The organism is Peribacillus sp. NPDC101481, assembly GCF_044767165.1.
GTDB lineage: Bacteria > Bacillota > Bacilli > Bacillales > DSM-1321 > Peribacillus.
This window is the reverse complement of record NZ_JBIWNJ010000004.1, coordinates 53917-72906: the sequence shown is the minus strand read 5'-3', so window position 1 is coordinate 72906 and position 18990 is coordinate 53917. Positions and strand designations below refer to the sequence as shown.

Here is an 18990-nt window from a genome sequence, read left to right as displayed (position 1 = left end):
CCTTGTTGACAGCTTAGGTGTATTACGGGTATAGTACATCTATAAGGTGTATGAACCACTTAGTACATACACGTATATCAGGCTTTTTTTAATAAATAGGGGGTGGTTTTAATGAACGTAAATACCCGGGAACCGGTATATCTGCAAGTAGTTAGGCATTTTAAAGAACAAATAGCCATTGGTAATTTCGTGGCGGGGCAGGAAATTCCCTCCCGAAGAGAACTGGCGGCTTCACTTAATATAAATCCCAATACCGCTCAAAAAGCGTATAAAGAAATGGAGGAACAGGGCTTGATTCATACAGAACGAAATTTCCCCAGTCAAATCACGACGAATGAAACGATACTACAGGCTGTAAGGCAGGAATTGATTTTGGCAGCTGTCGATACGTTTGTCGATGCGATTCGTCCGATTAATGTACCGGTTGATGAACTGCTTCGTGTGGTTAAAGAAAAATACTCGGAAGAAATAAGGGAGGAGGAAGAACAATGATAGAAGTAAAAAAGATCTCCAAGAATTATGGACGGAAAAAGATCTTGGATGATGTTTCATTTACAGCCAATAAAGGCGAAGTCACTTGTCTGATCGGGATAAATGGTGTAGGTAAAACGACTACACTCAAAGCGATCATGGGATTGACGCCATATAAAGGTGAAATCCTGATCGATGATCAAAAGATGACAAAGGACAGTTATGAAAAAATCACCTTCATTCCGGACGCACCGACCATGCTCCCGCAAATGACCATTAAACAGGCAATGGTTTTCATGTCGGATTTCTATACGTCCTGGAATCCGGAAAGAGCTAACCAGCTAATGGGGTTTTTCAAGCTTAAAGAGGAGAATCGCATTTCGGAATTGTCAAAAGGGAATACAGCTAAGCTTAACCTGATGCTTGGTTTGTCCCTTGACGTCGATTATGTACTGATGGACGAACCATTTTCGGGAATCGATATGTTTAGCCGCGAGCAAATTGCCGATGTCTTTGCGAGCCACCTAATTGAAGATAGAGGAGTCATCATCACGACCCATGAAATCGGTGATATTGAACATTTGATCGATAAGGTCATTTTATTAGATAACGGTACAGTGCTTAAAGAGTTCAATACAGAAGAAATGCGTGAAGAGGAAGGGAAATCGGTAGTCGATGTAATGAGAGAGGTGTATCAATCATGATGCGATATATAAAACTAGTGAACTTTGAAATCAACCGTTTCAGTAAAATCTATCTTAGCTTATTGTTGATAACCTTGGTCTCGCAATTTGCCGGAGTGATCATCGTAACGAAGAGCCTTCTTAAAGATGCCAGGGATGTCATGAAAGAAGAAAGACTATCTGAAGCCGCTTATATTACCAATTATGGAAGCTTTGACTTTAATTTTATCGCAGATACCCTCTTGTTTGTAGGACCGATAGCGCTGAGTGCGGTTGCCCTTATTTTTTACATTTTCCTTATTTGGTATCGTGATTGGTTTGGAAAGAATACATTCATTTATCGTCTATTGATGTTACCAACATCCAGATTATCAATCTACCTTTCAAAAGCTACGGCCATCTTCCTGATGGTATTAGGGCTGATTGCTTTCCAAATCATCATTTTACCAATGGAAAATGCCCTATTTAATTCAAATGTGCCACAAGCGATCTTGAATGAAATGTCAACTTTCACCATTACGAAACTCAGTCCGATTTTGTCATTGATCATTCCAAGCACGTTCACGCAATTCCTGCTTTCCTATGGCATCGGTCTTATGATCATGTCGATATTATTCACGGCTATCATGTTTGAAAGAAGTTTCCGCATAAAAGGAATCATTTTGGGCTTGGTATATTGCGGACTCGCAGCTGTGTTGTTTTTAGCCCCAGTTTTAATGGAAATCGGGAATTTCTATTTCTATCCTAATGAATTATTTAGCCTGATGCTCGCAATAGGGATCATTTTGACAGGATTATCGGTTTGGCTTGGTGCTTGGTTATTGAAAAATCGCGTTACCGTATAACAACTTTAAAGGAGAGTGAACAAGGTGAAACGTTATTTATGCAGCATCATTATTGGAATGGTTGTCATCTTAAGCATCGGGACCTATTATGTCAAAGTAGCTTCCTCCGCTTCCAGCCTTCCAAAGTATACGTTCAAGACACTGGAAGGCAGCGATAAAGAGCTTGATCCGGTGATCATAAATGGTACGCTTCAAAATGGCAGTAATTTTTATGATCCATTAACAATTGAATCCAATACAACGACATATGCCAGCGAAAGGTCTTACTTGGAGAACTTAACTGGAAGACAAGATCATCAAATTGAAAGATTGGTAAAAGAACATCGTTCGTTTATGCGTGGCAAGGATTCCATCAGTTCTTTATATGAAGACGATGATTTTCTTGCTTACGCTTGGGTGAATAGCGATATTACGAATAACGGGAAGATGGAAGCAAAGTTTGATATCGGTTTACTGGAAAAGAAAGATGAAGAGGAAACCTCTTTCCAAATCGAACTTCCGAATCAAGAGAGAATCATGAATACTGATGTCAGGGATGTGCAGTTGGTGCATTCAAAACTACAGGTTTTAACGATGAATGATGTGAATTCCAACAATGAGAAGCAGACAAAAGAGGTTCATCTGTATACGATCGATGTAGCCAATAAAAAAGTCTTAAGCGATAAAACCCTTTTATCTGAAACCTTTACTTACCCTAATCAGGTTGATTTTCAGATGCCAATTGATGTTGCTCCCTCCCGGCCAAACAACATGGTTTTAATTTCATTAATTAAAGGAGTAAATCATGAGGAGGGTCCTTATGAGGAAAAACTAAAAGAAAGCAAGCTTTTATCTTATAATTATGAAACGGAAAAATTAGAAACGGTTAAAAAAGGATCGCTTAGCCTGGACATGGCAAGATCAGGATATGCAGACGGGAAAAACCTTTATGCAGTTGAAATGAAATCAGGTAAATATCGCATTAAAACATTTGACCTCAGCAGTCAAACGTTAACGAATGACACGGAGCTGGATATAGCTGCTAATAAAAAGGAACAATACTTCGCTGCCATTAAGAACGGGCGTGTGTACTTCCTATTAGGCAAAGAAGTGGATCAAGACGTTTTAACATACAAGCCTGCCAAACTTCTGATTGCAGATATAAAGACTGGAAAGACTTTATATAAAGGTGAAACAGTCATAAATAAAAAGAACAGCAAAGGTTTTGGACTTATTATCGATGAATTGGAAATAAAATAAGGACCTAATATAGCTAGAAGCTGTTTCAAAAAGCTTTAAAATAAAAAGGGATATCCCCCAATGGGATATCCCTTTTTATTTTAAATGGAAGCCAAGTTCGTTCTGGCTGTACGTTCCTTCTTGCCGTGCAAGAAGTAGTAAAGGACGGAGGTTGCGATGACCAAAACGCCCAAGATGACATAAAGTGTGCTGTAACCTGTTACCGGAATGATGAATCCCAGAATATAAGGGCCGAATCCAAGTCCTGCATCAAGCATGATAAAGAAGGTGGACGTTGCCATCCCCATTCGGTGAGGCGGTGTCAGTTTAACGGCAATCGCCTGCGAGCTGGATTGCATATTACCGAATCCAAGGCCAATTAGGAAACCGGCTGCCAGTAAAGTGAAACTATTGGTTGTCATACTTAGAAGGAGCAATCCGATTCCGAAAATAATGAAAGCCGGATACATAATGAAGTTCGATCCTTTCCGGTCCATCAATGGTCCTGAAAAAGGACGTGATAACAATACGGCTACTGCGTAAACTACAAAGAAGAAGCTTGCCGTATTGACCAGATCGATTTCAATGGCATAAAAACTGATGAAAGAAAGGACACTGGAATAACAGAATGCCAATAACAAAGTGATGATTGAGATGGGCAGTGCCTTAGGTTCAATGAAATTGGAAAGCATGAATCCTTTGCTTTCCGTAACTTTGGCCGTCACTTTCAATGCCGGGACATACAAGAAGAATGCTGTAATCAGGGAGATTACCCCTAAAGCCAGGCAGAAACTGAAAATGACTTGGAAGCTTGTATGTTGAGCCATATACAGACCGATGAAAGGACCGATTGCCGTCGCAAGCGTTGCGCTCATGCTGTAATAGCCGATGCCTTCTCCCTTTCGAGTTGCCGGGATGATCTGGGCGACGATCGTGCCTGTCGCAGTACTAGCCATCCCCATCGCCATCCCATGAATCAGGCGGTTAACAAGCAGGAAGCCAATTCCAAGGTCCACAAAATATAGAAGTGTTGTCAAAGTGAAAAAGATCAAGCCTATGAATAATGTTTTCTTCCGGCCGATTGAATCAATGAAACGGCCGATGAATAGACGTCCGATTAACGTCCCGATAATAAAAATACCCGATATGAGTCCGGCTTCACTTGTAGAAGCATCCAATTCATTAACAGCATAGATGGCAAGTGTCACCATCAGTAAATAAAAGATTAATGTGATGAAAAAATTGATGGACGAAACGATGACAAAGTCCTTCGTCCACAGTCTGGCTCTGGATTGATCCATTTTATTATCTCCTTACTTTATAATGTTATTTCTTATTTCGCCCATGATGCGTATGGCTGCAAGTTGTTCCTCTTCAGTGATTCCTTGCAAGATATCCTGTTCGTATTGATCGATTGTCACGCGGACTTCACTGTAAATTTTTTTGCCAAGCTCCGTAAGCCGCATTCTTTTCTCGCGTCTATCTTTGCTTGGCACATGCTCGACATACCCCAGCTCTTCCAAGCGGCTAATGGTCCTCGTAATCGTTGGTTTTTCCACACTTTGATAATTGGCAAGCTCTACAAGCGTCGCCGAACCATTATTGATTAAGAAATGTAAAATGGACCATTGCGCCCTGTGTAAATCATGCTTATTCAGCTGGATATTAAGATTATTTTCAAACGGCCGGTACAGCAGTAATAATTGCTGAAAGAATTTTTGGAAAGTCTTTATCAGAAACACCTCTTATCAATATATAGTTATCGTGAGTAATTGTTACCCTGAGTAACTATAATACCAAAACAAATCCATTCTGTCCACTCGGATATGTATTGTTTAGTTAAATCAGGTTTTTAGCTAAAATGAATGGGAATATAGGAATAGGAGATGATGTGAAGCATGAATAAATCTATGATCGCGTTAATTGCCACAGTAACAATGCTAACTGCTTGCAATAATGACAAAGCGGATGAAAACGGGGAAAAATCTGTCCTAACAACAGATGAAAATCAAACCCAAACTGAAAATGAACAACAAAAACAACCTTCGCAAACAGAAACTCAAACAAGTCATAATCATGAGAGGTGGTCTTCTTTGCCCGAATATGACAAAATCATCGAGCAAATCGGCAATGAAGACTATACTTTCAATAAGGAAACGGATAACGATGGTAAACGAGTATTCCTTATTGAGTTGAACGGTGAAAAACAATATAAAACCGTTTTCGTCAAAAATACCAATCGCCTGAAAATTATCAAAATAAATGGCGGCGGAGAGGTTTACGACGGAATCTTAAAATAAGTGGACCTGCGTAAGTGGTGGTTTTGATAAAGGGGTCGGGGGGAAAGGGCTGTAAACCTTTAAGGTTATCGCATTCCCTATCATAGAGGGCGAGCGAGTGGGTCTGCTGCTTCCCGGCATCATGTTGATGAGATCACTAGAAAGTTAATGGGCAGAGGATTTGCCATCCTTTATACCGACAAACATTAATTGCCGGTGGGAAGGATCATTATGCTGTATATTTCGAAGATCCCGATCGGAGGAAGAACGAACTCACGGCCCCTTAATCATACGCAATAGTTGGCATAGCTATAATGGCCGTTATGTCCATCTTTCCCTTTCTCTGGTTCGGGTTCTGGGCCAAGTGAAAAGGCCTCGATCAATATAAATGCACCGAAAACTTGGGTCCAGCTGCCTAGTAAAAGAATTTGTTCTCCCATCCGTCGTTTTTCGTTTAAAATGAAGATATTTCCGACCGATTCCAAAAAAGAACCGGCTGCAATGAGTCCATTTCCCTTGATCTCAAAAGAGCGTGAAATGGACTCCTCCGTCAATGATGCCCCGAATGCTTCAAATGCGGCACCTAGTCCTTGGATTCCACTGCCAAGTGCATCGGTTCTGGTGCCCTCTTCCTCTGAACCACTCAACTGCATATCTATTCCAACTGCATTTGCGATATTGCCAATAGCCTCAAGCCAAGCACCGAATATGAAATAGGTTTCCGATCGTTCATTATCCGAGTTCAGCATTTTCGAACGGCCGATTGCTTGCAGCGAATTTCCAACGGCCTCAATGCCATTCCCTTTGAGGACAAGATCTTTTCCGAGGTTAGTCCCCGTTAAAGTTTGCCGGGTTTGCCCGATTGCACCTACAAGTGTGCCGATGCCAAGTAACCATGCTCCTGAAATAAGGAGGTCATCTCCATGAGTGATCATATCTCAAACGCTCCTTAAAAGTGGTTAGATTATATTATTCAGGAAACAGTGTTTGTTTACATATTGCTTTAACACCGTAAGCTCGGGTTGAAAAATAACCATTTATTGGTATAATGACAGCTGGAGGAGATGATATTGACATTTAGCATTTTTTTACAAATGATTATCACTGCACTTTTCTTTATCGTTTTTATGTTTTGTACCTGGTACGAAGGCAGTGAAATCCTGGATAGACCTTGGGAATGGAAGTATTCCACCCATTTCACACAAGTTAATGATGATCAGAGGATGGAAGCAGATGATATTTCGAGTTTTGATTATTTCGTGTATGCCGCAAAATTCAAGCCGCTATTTCCACTTCTTATGGTCTTAGCCGCATCGTACTTTATCATACTTACGGGATATATCCTATTCAAAAGAAGGATTAAAAAAATGGCACTATTCTTCTTTGGATTGGGTATCCTTTTTCTGCTTTCAAGTGGTTTTGTATCCAATTCCCCGACTGTTGGAGGAAATATCTTTCAAGCACTTTTTCTGATAGGCGGAATGATAGCCATATTTAGTGGAGTTCTATATTATTTCCGGATGCCAAGAGGATTCAATACGTTCATGAAGTAAGCAAGGCTGCCAATGAGGCAGCTTTTTTTTTGGAAAGATGACACAAAATAACGAAAAATAATAGTCATTTCCGCGAAATTCTTAGATTGAACTTCACTGAAATGTAGTTTATAGTTAAGTCGAAATTTAGTAGACCAGTTGCTATATTACCGGCGATGAACCCTTATCGGTTGGATATAGGGTTATCCAGTGATTGAAGAATAAAGCGAAAAGGTGATAATATGTCAGGCAAAATAAAAATTGAACAGCCAAAGATTCCCCATGACTTACCCCAAGCGAACTTTCAGGAAATATATTATCAAGATGAGCCTTATCTTGAGTCCTGTATCATAACTAATTGCACGATCGATAGAGAAAATATGGAAAAAATCGTATTATCACAGATTGTTTTTAAAAATGTGACATTCAGCGATGTATCATTCAGGAATATTGAGCTGACGGATGTCATTTTTGATCATTGCGATTTGACGAATGCCGATTTCATGGGCGGCTCGATTCATCGGGTGGAATTCAAAGAGTCCAAACTTTTAGGCATTAACCTGTCTGACGCAAGTTTAGGGAATGTCTCCTTTGAGAATTGCAACCTTAATTTAAGTGCTTTTGGTTATTCCAGTTTAAAGCTAGTGAAGTTCGATCATTGCTCATTGGAAAGTGCTGATTATTATGAATGTAAATTCATTAAAGTGAAGTTTGAAACATGCAGATTAAATGAAGTGAACTTTTCCCGGACACCGCTCAAAGGAATTGATATTAGCAGTTCTACATTTCAAAGGCTTACCGTATCCCCGGAGGATTTAAAGGGATGCGAAGTTTCCCCGGACCAAGCTATAGTCTTTGCAGCCATGCTTGGACTGAAAATTAAAGAGTGAACCTTTTTAAGATGTAAATTGAGCTAATGGAGAGTTAACTGCGAGATCTTCAATGAAGCAGAAGCGAGGACCACCGATTTGGTGGTCCTTTTTGAGTTGGCTTGTCGCTAATTCATTGGATATTTATGGTGAAAAAAGGGAGGGTGAATAGAATTATATAGATTTTGAATAGTACGGAATGTTTGCATAAATGCAGGATATCTTTACAATATTTGTTAAGTGGAGGGGGATTGAACGTTGATTATCAATAAGGTCACTTTGTACAGTCATGTCTTGGATGAAATGCGGAGTTTTTATGTTGATGTGTTAGGATTTGAGTTTTTATCGCAAACTGATGATGGTTTTGTAATAAAGGCAGGGGAAAGTGTGCTTGAAATTAAAAAATATCATCACAAAGGAAAGCCTTTTTACCATTTTGCCATGAACATACCGACCAATTTATTTACTTCGGCAAAAGCATGGGCGAAATCAAAAGTGAAATTGACTAGAGAAGATGATGATGACGAAGTTTATTTCAGCTTTTCAGACGCACATTCTTTTTATTTTTTAGACCCTTCAGGCAACATTGTCGAGTTCATATCGAGATATTCCGTATCACCCGAATCCGAGGCTGAGTCTTTTTCAGCACAAAACGTCCTGTGCATCAGTGAAATAAACATTACGACAGATGAAGTCAGGACTTTGGGAAATCAGTTGATCAGTAATGGTGTACCTGTAAGGAAGGGTGAGGCAATAAGTGAAGATGGATTGAATTTCATGGGGGAACATGAAGCAGGTTCGTTTTTACTTTTAGGTCCAAGGAAACGGCGTTGGATTTTCTCGGATAAAGAGTCGGAAATCTTTCCGCTTTCGCTAGTCATAAATCAGCAACTGGATATTTCATTGGATGGCAAAGGATTTATGAAATTAAAACCAGTCAAGTATAATCAGCCAAATAGTTGAAAGAATTGCTGTTAAGATAACGGAGGTTAGGCATTACCCCTATATATTTTTGGCTCATTAAGTTTAACTATAGCATTGAACGAGACTTTAAAATAACATGTATCAAATGTTTCCCCACTTTTAGCCTCAGAAATATGATCTAGGAACAGTACATAGAATAGTATAGAAATACTGTGGCTAAAATACTGCGGCTAATGCTGGACATGGAGGGGATGAATTTATATGAGTACCAGAATAATCCGGCAGCTGATAAGGTCAAGGCAACAGGAATTAGTCGAACTTGCTGCTATTCGAATTCCATCTGAAAACCCATCGCCCGAGTTTAAGAAGCGGTCAGCAGAAATGGGACGCCATATTAGCCGATACCTAGCAGCAAAAGGGTTCTTGATTACCGAGCACCGCCGTAGCGAAAATTCGTTGGTTACCGTGGTCTGTGATGCTCCCTTAACCAGGGTACCTGGTCCACGGCTCCTATTTTGTGGACATACAGATGTCGTACCTGCTGGCGATTGTTCACATTGGACCTTCAATCCTTTCTCTGGAGAAGTCAGAGCGGGTATGCTTTTGGGTAGGGGAGCCTCCGATATGAAAGGAGGCTTGGCATCACTGGTTTTTGTGGCTGGGCTACTTCAGGAGTTCGCCCCCGCTCTTAATTTGAAAGGTAGCCTAGGAGTTATTGCCTCTCCGGATGAAGAGACTGGCGGCATTGAGGTGGCCTCGCTCCTGGAACAAGGATTGATTAAAGGTGATGCTTGTCTGATTGGTGAACCAACGGACCCCCACCATCCGAATGCCGGCGAAAAGGGCAAGGCATGGATGCAGGTGTTCATACCAGGTCAGGCAGATCATGGCAGCCTACAACCGCTTTATGGAATCTCCGCCATACGAAGAGGGGCAGCCGCGGTCGAAGCACTAACCAAGCTATGGGAGCTCAAGGCAACGCCTCCGGCAGAGCCTTGTCAACTTTTGTACAATACTGAGTGGCTCCTATCTCAGTATCCAGGAAATCCCTTATTGTCACAGTTACTTTATCGTCCCTCTTACAATCCAGGTGTAATCCAGGGCGGAACAAATGTGAACGTCGTCGCAGACAAGTGTATCATTAAAGTGGATACCCGGGTTCCATTCGGTATGAAGTCCGAGTTTGTACTTGATGTCGCTAGGAATCTTGTTAGTGCTGTAGCGCCAGGTGCGATTGTAGAGCCTATAGTACCCTGTACTAACCCGAACTGGACCTTAGAGAATCGTCCAATTGTAAGGGCCATAGAACTGGGAATTCAGCGTGTCCTTGGAATGGAGGAACCCGTCTTCAGCTTACTTTTGCTTGGTTCAAGTGATGCCAGTCACTTCCGGCGCCATGGCATTGACACCGTCCTTTATGGTCCTGGGCTGGAACAAACTATCCATGGGTACGATGAGCGGGTTTCAGTGGAGAGCTTAGTGGAATCTGCCGAGATATATGCTGAGACGGCAGTGAAGTATCTTAGATCATTTTAAACCTATTTTCATTAAACTTTATGCAGGTTAACGATGCAGGGTATACTGCACGTGCTACTGCTAATGTTCTCTTTCAAGGTGTATATGGTGGTGGTTATTGGTGGGATTATTTATATACTCGATGGTATTAATTCTTTATAGTGTGTTTTGATCAAACTTTGTTTTACATTTACATGAAGACCAAAAGCTAAAAAAAGCTTGGAGCAGAAAACCGCTTCAGGCTTTTTCAGTTTTGTGGCCAAAGAGGTTCGTAAGTGACACCCCGAACCATGAGGAGCGGACGGGTAGAAAAAAGTGCGATAACGAATGAAAAAACTTAAACAAGACCTGGTTGTACTGCCAAGCCATATTTTCGGAGAAAGAGCGTTGGTGAAAATAGAGGAAACCGGGACGGATGATCAAAGAAGGATGGCAAGACTTCTATTCGAGGGGACTATGGAAAAACAGCAAATGGCAGAATGAATTCAGTATAGTCATGGAACCGCTCTATTTTTATTCATAAGGGGAAAAGTAAGATCTGAAGCGGAAAAAGAGATAATGAGAAAGAAGAAATCGAATTTTAATTTGGAAGCGGCTAATGAAGGGGCCAAATTCTTGAAAACATTTGACTTAGTGGACCAACTGGATCTGCCCGACATTAGTGGCAGGAGGCCGTCACGATTGGATCACTCCTGTAGAGGCATCGATTCTCATCGCCGAAAAGATACCTGACAGTGAATTGATCATTTTTGAAAAAAGCTGCCACTATCTTTTCATCGATGAAAATAGGGAATTCATTTCGAGGATTTCTTCTTTCATAAACGAGAGATTTGGACACAAAGAAAAGGCGGCATCGCGCAAAGCATAACCGGGCAAGAGTTAGATACTTTTAGGATAAACCGTTTGTACTGTGAAGGAATTAATTATATATTAATCCTTGAGTACATTAATTCATGGATTAAAGTATGATGATAAGAAAAGCCTGGAGGAGACAATCATGAAAAATATCAATACAGAACAAGAATATCGTGAACAAATCAACCAAGAGGGACTGACGGTCGGGATTTTTACGACTACATGGTGCCCGGACTGCAAACGTTTAGACATGTTCATCGGTGAGATCACTCAAGAACATCAAGACAAACAGTGGTTTACGATCGATCGTGACGAGTTCCCTGAGATTTCTGAAGAGCAAACGGTAATGGGAATTCCATCACTATTAGTATTTAAAAATGGGGAAAAGGTTGCGCACCTGCACAGTGCAAATGCTAAAACTCCAGAAGCGGTCAATGAATTTCTAAATGACCTATAAAAGATCTTGAAAAGGTGAACCCCGCATGGAGCTGTAATGAGGGGTTCATCTTTTTTTAGAAATTTTTTCTATAAATGACTTGATTTCTAAGGTGAAACGGGTTTTAATTATAGATACCGAATATCCATTATGGATATCAAATATCCACATACATAATGAAAGAGGTGAACTGATTTGCAATTAACAAAAGGGGTAGAGCAAGCTATATGCATCATCGTAATACTCTCTACCCAGGATAAAAATATTCCGCTTTCGTCTAATGAGATCAGCAGGCGATTAGAGGTGTCTCCTTCTTATTTGAAAAAAATCATAAGGAAATTGGTCGTAAAGCAGATAATCACTTCCGTTCCTGGTAATAACGGCGGCCTTACTCTTGCCAAAAGCGTAGATAAGATTAAAAACCTTGAAATAATTGAGGCGATGGAAGGTCCCATTTCGATGTTTCCGGATACAGGACTTATAGAAAAAGCGTTTAAAGATGGAGAGTATGCAGAGAAGGGAATGGATGTCCTTCGTCGGATGTTTTCTCGGGCGGATCAACTTTTAATAGAGTTCTTTTCCAGTCAGACAGTGGCGGATTTGCTTAAAGAAAGCTTTGGCACCACGGACATACCGACTCTTAATTGGAATACCGCGTCATTGAGTGATGTACTGCGTGAAAAGAAAGGTGAAAAGAAGTGAACATGCTTAAACAAGAATGGAAGCTTTTCCTTACAAATCGAAAACTGGTCGGTGTGGCAATCGTTTTACTGTTCGTTCCGATTATTTATGGGGGGTTATTCCTTAGTTCTGCTTGGAATCCATACGGGAATACAGGCAAATTACCTGTTGCGGTCGTGAATAAGGATGTGAAGGCGGAATATGAGGGGAAAACCTTAACAGTCGGTAATGAGCTAATCGAGCAATTAAAGGACAATGATGATTTGGAATGGCATTTCGTAACGGAAAAAGCGGCGAAAAAAGGATTCGATGATGGTACATATTATATGGTCGTTACCATTCCGGAGGACTTTTCAAAAAATGCTTCAACCGTCATGGATGATAAGCCAAAAAAAATGAATTTAACGTATGACGTGAATCCTGGACGCAGTTTCGTTTCTGAAACGGTCGGAAAACAGGCAACGAATAATTTGAAAACGGAAATTGCCGAAAGTGTCACAAAAGAATATGCGGAAGCGATCTTCTCACAACTGGATGAAATCGGAGAAGGATTCGGCGATGCAGCAGATGGGGCATCAAAACTGGATGATGGTGCTGAAAAACTGCATGATGGAAACAAAGAAGTGACAGAAAATCTGAATAAATTAGCTTCCAGCACATTAACCTTTAAAGATGGAGCGAATAAACTTCAAGTTGGCGTTGGCGAGTTTTTGGAAGGAGCCAATAAGCTTGAAAGTGGCGCGTCGGAATTAAATAAGGGAATTTCACAATACACTTCCGGTGTCGGTGAGTTGCAAAAGGGTGCGGACGAACTCGCATCAGGCACAGGGGAATTAACTAATAATAGTGAAGCACTTATACAAGGTTCTTCCCAACTGTCCACTGGGCTGGCCAAAGTGGTTCCAGGAGCGCAAACTTTAAATACTGGATTGGCACAAGCGCAAACAGGCAGTGCGAATTTGAATGATGGGTTGAATCAATTATCACAAAATGCAAGCCAGCTGACAGACCAATCGACTGGAATTCCAAAATTGGCAGCAGGTCAGCAGAGTTTAAATGAGGGAATCAATAAACTGGCAGAAGGAGGCCGGGCGTTAAATGACGGCCTGAAAAAAATGGATGGCCAATTACCCGCAGAAGAACAGCTGAATCAGCTTAAGCAAGGACTGACAAGCATTCAAAGCGGTGTTAATCAATTGCAAGAAGCGGTTCCCGCAGGAAGCAGCGCGTCCGGTACCGTATCCCGCATTACCGAAGACCTCAATAACAGTCAAGCGGCGTTGACGGAACTTCAATCAACGATTGCAAATAATGGCCAGAGCACAATCAATGCCGTTCAAAACACGGAAGCCTTCAAAAGCATGACCAGTGAGCAACAATCCGAATTAATCGGAGCGGTTCAAAATGAACTTCAAAGCCAGGCGGAAGCACAAAAACAAATCGCAGCGACTCTTGCTGCAAGTGTATCCGACTTATCAACGCAATTAAAGGATAAAGTAATGCCTGTATTGAATGGATTGGGCCAGCTTCCGGAACAAGTGGCCAATTTAAATAATGCGGTGAATAAAGTCAATCCAAACGCCGTTTCTGCGTTAAACGGATATACGGCAATAAGGAATGCACTGGAAGAACAATTGATTCCTGGTGCGACCCAATTAAATGGCGGCATGAATGAAGCTGTTGAAGGAAGCAATCAATTAACGGCGGCAACACAAAGTTTAAATGAACGGACACCAGAATTAGTGAAGGGGATCAACCAGTTAGCTCAAGGCGGTTCCTCGTTAAATAATGGCCTTTCAAAACTAACTGAGGGATCTGGTCAGTTGGTTGATGGAGTTTCACAACTGCAAGCAGGGTCATCCTCCTTTGGAAATGGTCTTGAGAAGTACGCATTTGGTGTTAGCCAAGTTGGCGAAGGGGCAAGCAAACTTGCTAATGGGGCCAATCAACTGGATGCCAACTCAGCGGCATTGAACGAGGGCTCATCAGCACTTGTTAAAGGCACTGAACAATTGGCAAGCAATCTGCCTACTTTGAGCAATGGAGTCATCCAGCTTGCTGATGGCGCAGGTAAGATCAATGAAGGTTCATCAGCACTTGCTGAAGGTTCCGGTAAATTGGGTGATGGAATCTCCTCACTTAAAGATGGAACGGTCGAGCTTTCGGAAAAACTCAGTGATGGTGCAGAAGAAATAAGTGAAAATAAAACAACCGATGATAATTACAGCATGATTGCTGAACCGACACAGGTTAAAGAACAAAAAAGCAGTGACGTGCCGAATTATGGTCATGCACTGGCTCCTTATGTATTGTCTCTTGGGTTATTTGTTGGAGCTATTGCCTTCAATATGGGATTCCCGACAGGCCTGCCTTCTACTAGGCCTACATCAGGATTTGCATGGTGGTTCAGTAAATTTACGGTCCTATTCATCCAAGCGACGCTTTCTGCATTAGTGTTGGATGTGATCATGATTTGGGGAATGGATTTACAGGTCGAGAATATGGGGCAATTCATTGGGGTTTCCATACTGACTTCCCTTACCTTCATGTTCATCGTTACCTTCTTGACCGTAGGGTTTGGAAATCCAGGTCGTTTATTGGCGATGATATTCCTTGTACTACAGCTAGGTGCAAGCGGAGGGATGTTCCCTGTGGAACTGACCAATAACTTCTTCAGTCATGTTCACCCGTTCATACCGATGACATACTCTGTCATGGGCTTCCGTCAGGCGATGAGTACGAGCCTTGGAGCGGATGCATTGACAACTAGTATAGTGTTCCTTACTGGATGCATCATTGTCTTTAATCTGCTGCTATTGCTGACGATGGTCATCAAGAAGCGCAAAGTACACAATATTGAGATGGATGCATAAACAAATGAAGAAAACCCCCAGTGCAATGCGCCGGGGGTTTTCTTCATTATGATGGTTTATCCTTGTCCTTTTCTTTTTCGATGACTTTCAATCCATTTTCCCCTGAATTTTCAATCACATGTTTAAGGATGGATAATTTGTTATCCCAGAATTGATCGTAAAATGAAAGCCACTGTTTCAATTCTGCTAAAGGTTCTGGCTGAAGTCGAAAGCGTTTCTCTCTTCCTACCTTCCGGCCACTTACCAATTCAGCTTCAGAAAGGATATGAAGATGCTTGGCAATCGCCGTACGGCTCATGGAAAAGTGAGAAGTGATTTCTGAAATGGGTAAATCCCCTTCAGCAAGCAACTGCAGGACCTTTCGGCGGGTCGGGTCTGCGATAGCCTGAAATACATCATGTTTTTCTGTTGCAGACACTTAGCCCTCAACAACCTTTTTAAGTTTTTGGTTAACGATCTGTTCCCAGCCATGATTCATTCTATCGCGAATTACTGAGCTTTTTTCGTTCGGTTTCGGAAGAATCGTTTCAGGCTCTTTCCAACCGCCATGAATAAGGGTGAACTCCGTTTTGCCGTCCAGTTCTTTTAAAATGAATGAAATGAACCAACCGTCCGTATCCCAACTGAATGAAAGGCGATAAGGGGCATCTAACTCCATTACCTTACAAGGAGATGGACCGAAGGGTGATTGCATATGGAATTCATGTCCCACTTTTGGTTGAAAATCATTTGGCATGAACCATGAAGCTATGCCCTCTGCAGTTGAAACTGTATCCCAAACTTTTTGGATAGGTGCTTCAAGAATAATCGTCTTCTTGATATCCTGTAATGTATTTTCCATACTGATTCTCCTTTTTAAGTGAAAATATGAAACCAATTGGTTTTGCTTTGTTGATTATATAAAACCTTTTGGTTTCATGTCAATAATTTGTTTCAAGCGATCTCTTTTTATTCATTGAAGAATGTTTAATTTCCCAACTCTTCAATTTGTTTTGCCAATCCTGTTATATTATCGATTGATTTCATTATCTCTGAATCTTCCAATGCTTTAGGATTAATTTGGCCATTCTCAATATTATTCAGATATAATTCAATGCCATCTGAAAGCTGTTGATTTGAGCTGACGATCTTTTCATGGATGCCTTCAGCTATTTTTGGTGGTTCGGTTGCATTGAATTCTTCAATCTCCGTTTTCATCAATTCCAATTCTTTTTCAAGATTTGCTCTTGCTTCGTCATTCGTGACGGCGTCCTGTGACAGTGCGGGCACCTCATTGGAAAAATCCTTAACGGTATTTACATATTCCGTCGCATTATCTGCATACTCCAATGATGAATTGACTTCTTCTAAAGCTGAGCATCCGCTTAATGTAAGGATGGACAGTAGGGCAATGGTCATTATTTTTTTCATATGTGCCTCCAATGTGATTTTATTATAGTAAGGATCAGATGGGCAGAAATCTCTTTTTATAAATCGCTGCAATGGAATTCAGTATGAAGCTGGGGATCTTCTTCGGAAAAAATGACTTCGAATAGAAAAGGTGAAATGCACTTTTCAAGTCGTGCCACTGATTGCAGGATTTCACTTGCTTAAACCTTGCAACGTCAATGATCTTCACCTTTTTTTCAGAAGTGATGAAGATGTTTCGTAAATGGATATCCGAAGGATTCAATCCTTCTTTCCTTGCCAATTGCAGGGCATGGTCTATCTCCGCAATGTTTTCTTCCGTTATCGGGATTCCCAATGTTAAACATTCAAAAAGAGTATTGCCTTCAATGTGATCTATAACCAGGTAATTTACCCCCGCATCATATAGGGTTGGATAGTATTCGATGGATTGGACGGTTTTGTATATTTCAGCTTCAACTTTAGCTGTGTGTGTATGATCCGGGAAAAACACTTTTAGTGCCTTATTGGTGGAATGTATTCGGAATACATATGCGCTTCGGCCTTTTCCGATCAGTGATAAAGATGGGTCGGCATCAAGCAATATATGCTTTTTATCATCGGAAATCTTAACGCTTTGAGCTAATTCATTATAGTTCTGCATACTTTTCACCTCTATTGTGCGATTTTTCGAATCAAAAAAGACGGTACAACCGATTAGTGGTTATACCGTCTTTTAAAAATTAAAAGACCTCACCAAATAATCGGCAAGGTCTTGCAAACAACTAAAATCAGTTGCCAATAAAGCCGAGGATTCAATCCTGTACTGACGACTTTATTGAATAGCTACTCCCCTTAACAGAAGGATTCTTATAAGTTATATACAGTAATTATATAGGTTATTGCATCGATCCGTCAAATATAAGATCGATGCTTACCCTATATATATATTCGATTTAGGCAGAAAGATGCTCGTCTCATCCTTATTTATTTGAGTGATTAGTAATTATATCAATATACTTTATATCCATCATTTTCCTGTCACGTAAGTTTCATTGCGAATATTTCTATTAAATTACTTAAATGTCTAATAGTTTACTATTATGTTACAATCCAGTTTATCTCCCTGTAGATCTAAAGGAATATGATATATTTTAAACGAATAAGCATATTTACCTATATTATTATACTAATTTTAACCGATATTTAAATAAATGTTAAAAAAATAATTCTTTAGTAGGGAGAATGAGATGAAGAAATTAATTATACCAACTTTCTGTTTTGCAGTGTTGTCGACAGTTGCTTTCGAAGAAAAAATATCTGCAGCTCCACTACATGCGGAACAGGCCAATATTGAAGACGTCATGTTTGTACAGGTGAATTCCGGATCGCTCAATATGAGAAAAACCGGGGCGGAAGGTGCAAGCATAGTTGCAAAGCTGGCAAATGGCACACAGGTAACGGTGTATGCGGAATCGAAAGGCTGGGCGAAGATCAAAGCCAATGGGAAAGAAGGATATGTCAGTACCAAGTATTTATCGGCAAAAAAGCCGGGGACTTTATCGAAAACTGCAATAACCATTAAAACGACATCGAAGTATGTGAATGTGAGCACAGGTTCACTAAATATGCGAAAAAGCGGCAGTGATAGTGCCAGCATAGTCACGAAGCTGACAAGGGGCACACAGGTGACGGTGTATTCGGAATCCAAAGGCTGGGCGAAGATCAAAGCCAATGGAAAAGAAGGTTATGTCAGTACCAAGTATCTATCGGCAACGAAGCCTGGAGCGGTAACCAAAGCTGCGGCAACCGTTAAAACGACAACGAAATATGTGAATGTGAGCACAGGTTCACTAAATATGCGAAAAAGCGGCAGTGATAGTGCCGGCCTGGTCGCGAAGCTGACAAGAGGAACACAGGTAACGGTGTATTCGGAATCGAAAGACTGGGCGAAAATCAAAGCCAATGGAAAAGAAGGATATGTCAGTGCCAAGTATCTATCGGCAACGAAGCCCGGAACGGTAACCAAAGCTGCGGCAACGGTTAAAACGACAACGAAATATGTGAATGTGAGCACGGGCTCACTTAATATGCGGAAAAGTGGAAAAGCTACCGCAAGCATAGTCGCAATACTTTCAAAAGGAACGAAAGTGACGGTATATTCGGAATCCAATGGCTGGGCGAAAATCAAAGCCAATGGAAAGGACGGATATGTCAGCACCAAGTATCTGTCTGCTACAAAGCCAGGATCGGGATCAACAGCAGTCACACCTGCTAAAACGACGACGAAATATGTGAATGTGAGCACGGGTTCACTCAATATGCGAAAAAGTGGAAAAGCTACCGCAAGCATAGTCGCAATACTTTCAAAAGGAACGAAAGTGACGGTATATTCGGAATCCAATGGCTGGGCGAAAATCAAA

The 18990-nt window shown here is 41.0% G+C and carries 22 protein-coding genes; 15 read left to right on the top strand and 7 right to left on the bottom strand.

The features are described 5' to 3' along the window. Positions 1 to 111 precede the first annotated feature (111 nt). Genes ACIROD_RS22015 through ACIROD_RS22000 form a run of 4 tightly spaced genes read left to right on the top strand, consistent with a single transcriptional unit; the run spans position 112 to position 3238 of the window. Positions 112 to 492, top strand: coding sequence for a GntR family transcriptional regulator (locus ACIROD_RS22015; protein WP_048686641.1), 381 nt, complete (start codon positions 112 to 114; stop codon positions 490 to 492). Then, positions 489 to 1175 carry an ABC transporter ATP-binding protein gene (locus ACIROD_RS22010; RefSeq protein WP_034310708.1) on the top strand — a complete coding sequence of 229 codons (687 nt, stop codon included), beginning with the start codon at positions 489 to 491 and terminating at the stop codon, positions 1173 to 1175. Before ACIROD_RS22015 ends, ACIROD_RS22010 begins: the two co-directional genes overlap by 4 nt. Further along, entirely contained in the window at positions 1172 to 1999 is an 828-nt protein-coding gene (locus tag ACIROD_RS22005) for a hypothetical protein (protein ID WP_402944280.1), read from the top strand. Before ACIROD_RS22010 ends, ACIROD_RS22005 begins: the two co-directional genes overlap by 4 nt. A 24-nt stretch (positions 2000 to 2023) precedes the next feature. Further along, positions 2024 to 3238, top strand: a complete 1215-nt coding sequence (locus ACIROD_RS22000) for a hypothetical protein (protein ID WP_402944277.1) — start codon at positions 2024 to 2026, stop codon at positions 3236 to 3238. An 80-nt stretch (positions 3239 to 3318) separates the two neighbouring features. On the opposite strand, the gene ACIROD_RS21995 is transcribed toward ACIROD_RS22000, so the two are convergent. Both ACIROD_RS21995 and ACIROD_RS21990 read right to left on the bottom strand, forming a co-directional pair. Next, positions 3319 to 4518: an MFS transporter gene (locus ACIROD_RS21995; RefSeq protein WP_402944273.1), complete on the bottom strand. Its 1200-nt coding sequence runs from the start codon at positions 4516 to 4518 to the stop codon at positions 3319 to 3321. Positions 4519 to 4530: 12 nt separating this feature from the next. After that, positions 4531 to 4950 carry a MarR family winged helix-turn-helix transcriptional regulator gene (locus ACIROD_RS21990; RefSeq protein WP_230177961.1) on the bottom strand — a complete coding sequence of 140 codons (420 nt, stop codon included), beginning with the start codon at positions 4948 to 4950 and terminating at the stop codon, positions 4531 to 4533. A gap of 165 nt (positions 4951 to 5115) precedes the next feature. On the opposite strand from ACIROD_RS21990, the gene ACIROD_RS21985 reads away from it, so the two are divergent. Then, positions 5116 to 5517: a hypothetical protein gene (locus ACIROD_RS21985; protein WP_402944270.1), complete on the top strand. Its 402-nt coding sequence runs from the start codon at positions 5116 to 5118 to the stop codon at positions 5515 to 5517. Positions 5518 to 5783: 266 nt separating this feature from the next. On the opposite strand, the gene ACIROD_RS21980 is transcribed toward ACIROD_RS21985, so the two are convergent. Further along, positions 5784 to 6431, bottom strand: a complete 648-nt coding sequence (locus tag ACIROD_RS21980; RefSeq protein WP_101224818.1) for a DUF6944 family repetitive protein — start codon at positions 6429 to 6431, stop codon at positions 5784 to 5786. Positions 6432 to 6566: 135 nt separating this feature from the next. On the opposite strand from ACIROD_RS21980, the gene ACIROD_RS21975 reads away from it, so the two are divergent. The 9 genes from ACIROD_RS21975 to ACIROD_RS21935 all read left to right on the top strand — a co-directional run bounded on the left by ACIROD_RS21975 (position 6567) and on the right by ACIROD_RS21935 (position 15181). Then, on the top strand, positions 6567 to 7049 hold the full coding sequence (locus ACIROD_RS21975) for a DUF4306 domain-containing protein (protein ID WP_402944267.1): 483 nt from the start codon (positions 6567 to 6569) through the stop codon (positions 7047 to 7049). Positions 7050 to 7270: 221 nt separating this feature from the next. Beyond that, positions 7271 to 7918 carry a pentapeptide repeat-containing protein gene (locus ACIROD_RS21970; protein WP_402944263.1) on the top strand — a complete coding sequence of 216 codons (648 nt, stop codon included), beginning with the start codon at positions 7271 to 7273 and terminating at the stop codon, positions 7916 to 7918. A gap of 237 nt (positions 7919 to 8155) precedes the next feature. After that, a complete protein-coding gene (locus tag ACIROD_RS21965; RefSeq protein ID WP_402944260.1) occupies positions 8156 to 8860 on the top strand; it encodes a VOC family protein in 705 nt (234 codons plus the stop codon). 222 nt (positions 8861 to 9082) lie between these two features. Then, the gene (locus ACIROD_RS21960) at positions 9083 to 10357 is read left to right on the top strand and encodes a M20 family metallopeptidase (protein WP_402944257.1); all 1275 of its coding nucleotides are present in this window, start codon (positions 9083 to 9085) and stop codon (positions 10355 to 10357) included. Between the two features lie 306 nt (positions 10358 to 10663). Continuing rightward, the gene (locus tag ACIROD_RS21955) at positions 10664 to 10819 is read left to right on the top strand and encodes a hypothetical protein (protein ID WP_402944254.1); all 156 of its coding nucleotides are present in this window, start codon (positions 10664 to 10666) and stop codon (positions 10817 to 10819) included. A gap of 178 nt (positions 10820 to 10997) precedes the next feature. Then, positions 10998 to 11204: an alpha/beta fold hydrolase gene (locus ACIROD_RS21950; protein ID WP_402944251.1), complete on the top strand. Its 207-nt coding sequence runs from the start codon at positions 10998 to 11000 to the stop codon at positions 11202 to 11204. A gap of 114 nt (positions 11205 to 11318) precedes the next feature. Beyond that, complete coding sequence (locus ACIROD_RS21945; RefSeq protein ID WP_402944771.1) at positions 11319 to 11648, top strand: thioredoxin family protein; 330 nt, start codon at positions 11319 to 11321, stop codon at positions 11646 to 11648. 174 nt (positions 11649 to 11822) lie between these two features. After that, positions 11823 to 12329 carry an Rrf2 family transcriptional regulator gene (locus ACIROD_RS21940; RefSeq protein WP_101224812.1) on the top strand — a complete coding sequence of 169 codons (507 nt, stop codon included), beginning with the start codon at positions 11823 to 11825 and terminating at the stop codon, positions 12327 to 12329. Positions 12330 to 12331: 2 nt separating this feature from the next. Next, positions 12332 to 15181: a YhgE/Pip family protein gene (locus tag ACIROD_RS21935; protein WP_402944768.1), complete on the top strand. Its 2850-nt coding sequence runs from the start codon at positions 12332 to 12334 to the stop codon at positions 15179 to 15181. A 46-nt stretch (positions 15182 to 15227) separates the two neighbouring features. Here the strand turns inward: ACIROD_RS21935 and ACIROD_RS21930 are convergent, their stop codons facing one another. From ACIROD_RS21930 to ACIROD_RS21915, 4 genes are all read right to left on the bottom strand, one after another. After that, entirely contained in the window at positions 15228 to 15599 is a 372-nt protein-coding gene (locus ACIROD_RS21930) for an ArsR/SmtB family transcription factor (RefSeq protein WP_101224810.1), read from the bottom strand. Then, the gene (locus ACIROD_RS21925) at positions 15600 to 16028 is read right to left on the bottom strand and encodes an SRPBCC family protein (protein ID WP_101225029.1); all 429 of its coding nucleotides are present in this window, start codon (positions 16026 to 16028) and stop codon (positions 15600 to 15602) included. It abuts the gene before it with no gap. Positions 16029 to 16147: 119 nt separating this feature from the next. Then, the gene (locus tag ACIROD_RS21920; RefSeq protein WP_402944246.1) at positions 16148 to 16591 is read right to left on the bottom strand and encodes a DUF6376 family protein; all 444 of its coding nucleotides are present in this window, start codon (positions 16589 to 16591) and stop codon (positions 16148 to 16150) included. Between the two features lie 34 nt (positions 16592 to 16625). Next, on the bottom strand, positions 16626 to 17231 hold the full coding sequence (locus ACIROD_RS21915) for a protein kinase family protein (protein ID WP_101224808.1): 606 nt from the start codon (positions 17229 to 17231) through the stop codon (positions 16626 to 16628). A 586-nt stretch (positions 17232 to 17817) separates the two neighbouring features. On the opposite strand from ACIROD_RS21915, the gene ACIROD_RS21910 reads away from it, so the two are divergent. Continuing rightward, positions 17818 to 18990, top strand: a 1173-nt coding sequence (locus ACIROD_RS21910) for an SH3 domain-containing protein (RefSeq protein ID WP_402944243.1), incomplete at its 3' end; no start/stop codon positions are given.

What these genes read in the sequence shown, in the direction of transcription:
- ACIROD_RS21935 (WP_402944768.1), top strand. Translation starts at nt 12,332, where the DNA reads ATGCTTAAACAAGAATGGAAGCTTTTCCTTACAAATCGAAAACTGGTC.
- ACIROD_RS22005 (WP_402944280.1), top strand. Translation starts at nt 1,172, where the DNA reads ATGATGCGATATATAAAACTAGTGAACTTTGAAATCAACCGTTTCAGT.
- ACIROD_RS22010 (WP_034310708.1), top strand. Translation starts at nt 489, where the DNA reads ATGATAGAAGTAAAAAAGATCTCCAAGAATTATGGACGGAAAAAGATC.
- ACIROD_RS21960 (WP_402944257.1), top strand. Translation starts at nt 9,083, where the DNA reads ATGAGTACCAGAATAATCCGGCAGCTGATAAGGTCAAGGCAACAGGAA.
- ACIROD_RS21995 (WP_402944273.1), bottom strand. Translation starts at nt 4,518, where the DNA reads ATGGATCAATCCAGAGCCAGACTGTGGACGAAGGACTTTGTCATCGTT.
- ACIROD_RS21970 (WP_402944263.1), top strand. Translation starts at nt 7,271, where the DNA reads ATGTCAGGCAAAATAAAAATTGAACAGCCAAAGATTCCCCATGACTTA.
- ACIROD_RS21920 (WP_402944246.1), bottom strand. Translation starts at nt 16,591, where the DNA reads ATGAAAAAAATAATGACCATTGCCCTACTGTCCATCCTTACATTAAGC.
- ACIROD_RS21915 (WP_101224808.1), bottom strand. Translation starts at nt 17,231, where the DNA reads ATGCAGAACTATAATGAATTAGCTCAAAGCGTTAAGATTTCCGATGAT.
- ACIROD_RS21955 (WP_402944254.1), top strand. Translation starts at nt 10,664, where the DNA reads ATGAAAAAACTTAAACAAGACCTGGTTGTACTGCCAAGCCATATTTTC.
- ACIROD_RS21980 (WP_101224818.1), bottom strand. Translation starts at nt 6,431, where the DNA reads ATGATCACTCATGGAGATGACCTCCTTATTTCAGGAGCATGGTTACTT.
- ACIROD_RS21985 (WP_402944270.1), top strand. Translation starts at nt 5,116, where the DNA reads ATGAATAAATCTATGATCGCGTTAATTGCCACAGTAACAATGCTAACT.
- ACIROD_RS22015 (WP_048686641.1), top strand. Translation starts at nt 112, where the DNA reads ATGAACGTAAATACCCGGGAACCGGTATATCTGCAAGTAGTTAGGCAT.